Source organism: Streptomyces sp. NPDC041784 (assembly GCF_055591025.1).
Window position 1 is genome coordinate 1 of sequence record NZ_JBVJAB010000076.1, and the last position, 3624, is coordinate 3624.

The window sequence follows — 3624 nt, forward strand, 5'->3', positions numbered from 1 at the left end:
CCTCGCGCCGCAACGCGGTGATCAGCTTCCCGAACTGACGCGGGCTCAGCCCGGTAAACGGGGCTATCCAGGACGGCTGCGACGCCGTGATCACAAAGATCATCTCACCCGTGACCAGCAGTTACGGGACAACCCTTAGGCGGGTGTGACGGTCGCATTGTTTTCGTCGACGACCTTGATCACCTTGCAGTCCACGGCGCCAGCTGGCACGTCGGCAGCGCTGGCGGAGGGGTTGGACACGACGGCATTGTTTGTGTCGTTCGTGCCTGTTTCGAGCGGGCGAACGGAATGGATCGCTGTGGTGCCGGTTCCCAAGCGAAGGCCATCGATGTCGAATTGCACGTCGAGGTAGTAGTTGTGCTCGTTGTTGGGGTCTTGGTTTACTACGGATACCGTGGCGTAGAGGGTTGGTGATCCTGACTTATCCAATCTGCATCCGTCAATGGACCAGAATGCCTGGCTAGCGGAAGCAGGTTGACTTGCCAGCAACAGTGTGGGGACTGCAAGTGCAACGATGGCGATGTGCTTTCGGATTGAGCGTTTCATGCTTGCCTCACTTTTCCTTGTGGAAGGTGCTTGTGGTCGGCCGAGCTCCGTCACCTAAACCCATTCGGGATGATGGGTTGTCGGCTGGTGGCTGTGGGCTGTCTTCGGCGTGAGCCCAGAGCATCCTGCTTCCCCCAAATGTGAGCCCGTGTCAGGTAGTTGCTCGTGGAAGACGGATCAGCAGAGGTAGTGTTTCGCTGTGTCTCCGGTGCAAGGCGGTGACTTCGTCACCGTTCTGGTGACCGTCGGCGTAGCGCTGTTGTCCCGGCCGCTTTCATCATTGACGTTGGCGCAGCCCTCAAAAAACCGCCATGACCAGTACAATGCCCGCGGCAATCGTCCCTCAGATATTCATGGCGTTTCCGCACGGTCGAGTGCGGGTGCTTGCTCGCTCTTTCCATCCTGCGCGCAGTTCCGCCGAGGCGCATCTCGAACGCATGGTTCATTTCATGCGCAATCGTTGCGGAGTCCCGAACGCGGATGGAAGCGCGGTTGGGCAGCCGCTGACAAAGTGCGTTGCACAAAGCCATGATCTGGGTATTTTCCTTGTATATGTGGGGTGTTGAGCGCGGATGTGTTGTGGGTGGAGACGTTCACGGGGCTGGGATGAAGCAGTTCGAGCGGTTGCTGAAGGTGGTGCGAGAGCGGGGTGGTGACGGGCCGCGGATCGGGCGGCCGTGGTGGCTGTCTCCTACCGGAGAACCTGCCGGGTCATCCAGCGGCTTGGGGCCGTCCTCGCGCTCGAGCCGGCCGCCTGTCCTGTCGATGCTGCGGACCGGCTGTGGATCGTGGACGGCACCTTGATTCCGGTCCGCGACCGCAAGGTCGGCGCCTCGGGCCGCATCTACCGCTTCTCCGCGAACGTGCAGGTCATCAGGGGTGCCGACATCCGATTGGTCGTGGACACCGCCCGCCCGGCCCGGGCAACAGGGCCGATGCCCATGTGTAGCGCGATTCCGGCCTGCCGCGGCAGTGCCAGGGCGCCACCGTGCTCGGTGACGGCGCCTACACTGTTCCTCCTGCCAAGGGCCGACCCGGGCGACGGCGTACCCGGTGCGAGTGACGGCGTGGAAGCCGGTGCCGAGTTCACTCTCGCTGACATCGACCTTGACGCTCTGGTCAGGCAGTTCCTCACACGCCAGCGGGAGCACCGCTGACCCCGCCCCCCACGCGAGCGGATGCGCCACCCTCGCAAAGAACCGGGGCCCAGCCAGAGCCGACGGCCGACCCGCGCCACCACGGGGACGGATGATGCCCCAGCTCAAGGCCGCAGCCCCAGGTCGCGGGCCCGTCCCACCCTTCGACTAGGCCTTGACCGCCGGGCTTTGCGGAGCAGGCACTGACGTCTCCTCCGCCGCCTTCTGTTCCACTGCCCTCTGTCGACGCTCCGAAAATTTTTCGTACTGCACAGTCAGCACATAGATGTGCTCCAGCAGCGCCTCGGTGAAAGCCAGGACATCCTCAGCGTCCTGGCGTTTTACCGCGTCGCCGTGGGCACCGTCGTTTCCGACGAATCGCAGGGCGGTAGCCCAGTCCAGAAGTCGGCCCTCGATCTTGTTGTTCTCCTGCAGCCACTCGACGCATCTGCCTGATGGAAACAGCGGTACGCTCCTGGAACGCGCGCTGGACCCGGTACGGCGCGTCTACGGCCGGCGCACCGTTGGGCCAGACGTTCTCCAGGCTCTCCCACTCGTCTGGCCCGTACAGGAAGTCGCTGGCCAGCACCATGGCTGTCTGACACAGCGTGCAGGCGACCAGGAGCACCTGACAGGGGGCGTCTCGGCCGATGTCGTCGTCCGGCGGCTCCACCACCTCGCCGCGGACGGCGGCAAGTACCTTCTTACGGCACACCGGGCAGTCTGCGATGAGCAGGGTTTCGGCTGAAGGATCTGCCTGCGTCACAGCCGGGAGGCTATCCCCGGGCAGTGCGGCCGTGCGCTCGAACAGCTGATTCACCCCCGGATCCGGGCGGGGGAGTGCCTGCAGCCGCCCGGCCCCGCCGACTGCACCTGCGCGCCGGGCAAGGCAGAGCCCTGGTCCGGCGGCCCCCGCACAGAACCATCGACCCCCTCCGGGGCATGGTCACCAAGGGGCGGCGGGAGTGCCCTCGGCCGTCAGCCCGTTCGCCAGCAGCGCCTGCCACTGCCGGTCGGGATCGTCGTTCGTGCGCCGTGCGGCCAGCTCTTCCAGCGTCTGCCGGTCACCCGCGTCAGCAGCCTGGCGTGCCAAGCGCTCGGCCTCCACGAACTCGCCCGCCTTTTCCAGGCGCTCGGCGAGCATGCCCGGCGCCCACGCCAAAGCCTCGTCGTAGGCGCGCCGCAGCAAAGGCATGGCCTGCTCCGTGGCACGCTCCTGGGCCAGGCGACGCAGGGTCCAGGACCGCTGGCTGCCAGGTGCCTTCCAGGCAAGCCGCTCGGCCTCCTCCTGCCGCCCGGCCCGCTCGCGGCTTCGAACCAGTTCCCACAACGGCGTGGTGTAGCCGCGGGCAGCGGCATGCAGCGCCCACTGGTCGGCCTCACCGGCACGCCCGGCCTGCTCGGCCTGCTCCATCAGCACCCCCACCGCCGGGCCCACGCGCGCGTTCGCCGCACGCTCCAGCAGCACACGGCGGACAACGTCCGCCACCTGCTCGTCGTGCACAGCGCGGTGAGCCTGCACCCACAGAGCCCATGGCCTGCCCTGCGCCACCTCGCTGTCCAGGAGCGCTTGTGCCTCCTGATCCTGCCCGCGCTCACGCAGCCGCCGCAGCAACCGCTCCAGCGCCCAGGAATTCCCGGCCTGAGCAACCTCCCCGAGTACGTCTTCGCCCGCAGCTGAGCCCTGCGTGGTATCCAACAAAGCCACCAGCTGGCGCAGCGCCCACGTCTCCCCGGGCGGCATGGGCAGCACAGCCGGATTGAGGGAATCAAGCAGGGAGCGGGGGCCCGCTTCGAAGTCGATGAGATCCACGCCCTCCTCCCGCTGCCGACGCTGGCGCTCGAAAACACTGAGCGTTTTCAGAGTGGCCACCGGTTGGGTGACGGGGCGGCCTCCCGCAACGCACGAGGCTCCTGTGCCGTTGAGAGAGGTGTTCGACGT

3 protein-coding genes and 3 pseudogenes are annotated in these 3624 nt (G+C 66.3%); 1 reads left to right on the top strand and 5 read right to left on the bottom strand.

Translation table 11 applies throughout. The annotated features are described in order from the left end of the window. A pseudogene (locus ACZ6D7_RS47315) lies at positions 1–103 on the bottom strand (IS5/IS1182 family transposase); the annotation flags it as partial. 32 nt (positions 104–135) lie between these two features. Beyond that, complete coding sequence (locus tag ACZ6D7_RS47320; RefSeq protein WP_469505109.1) at positions 136–546, bottom strand: hypothetical protein; 411 nt, start codon at positions 544–546, stop codon at positions 136–138. 550 nt (positions 547–1096) lie between these two features. Here ACZ6D7_RS47320 and ACZ6D7_RS47325 point away from each other — a divergent pair. Continuing rightward, positions 1097–1588 (top strand): annotated as a pseudogene (locus ACZ6D7_RS47325) (IS5/IS1182 family transposase); the annotation flags it as partial. 262 nt (positions 1589–1850) lie between these two features. On the opposite strand, the gene ACZ6D7_RS47330 reads toward ACZ6D7_RS47325, so the two are convergent. From ACZ6D7_RS47330 to ACZ6D7_RS47340, 3 genes and pseudogenes are all read right to left on the bottom strand, one after another. After that, positions 1851–2117 (bottom strand): DUF4145 domain-containing protein, encoded by a 267-nt coding sequence (locus tag ACZ6D7_RS47330; protein ID WP_469505112.1) that lies wholly within the window; start codon positions 2115–2117, stop codon positions 1851–1853. After that, the gene (locus tag ACZ6D7_RS47335; RefSeq protein ID WP_469505111.1) at positions 2008–2448 is read right to left on the bottom strand and encodes a hypothetical protein; all 441 of its coding nucleotides are present in this window, start codon (positions 2446–2448) and stop codon (positions 2008–2010) included. The genes ACZ6D7_RS47330 and ACZ6D7_RS47335 overlap by 110 nt, the downstream gene beginning before the upstream one ends. Before the next feature lie 180 nt (positions 2449–2628). Next, positions 2629–3624 (bottom strand): annotated as a pseudogene (locus ACZ6D7_RS47340) (hypothetical protein); the annotation flags it as partial.

Coding starts and splice junctions, on each gene's coding strand:
- ACZ6D7_RS47320 (WP_469505109.1), bottom strand. CDS start 546: ATGAAACGCTCAATCCGAAAGCACATCGCCATCGTTGCACTTGCAGTC.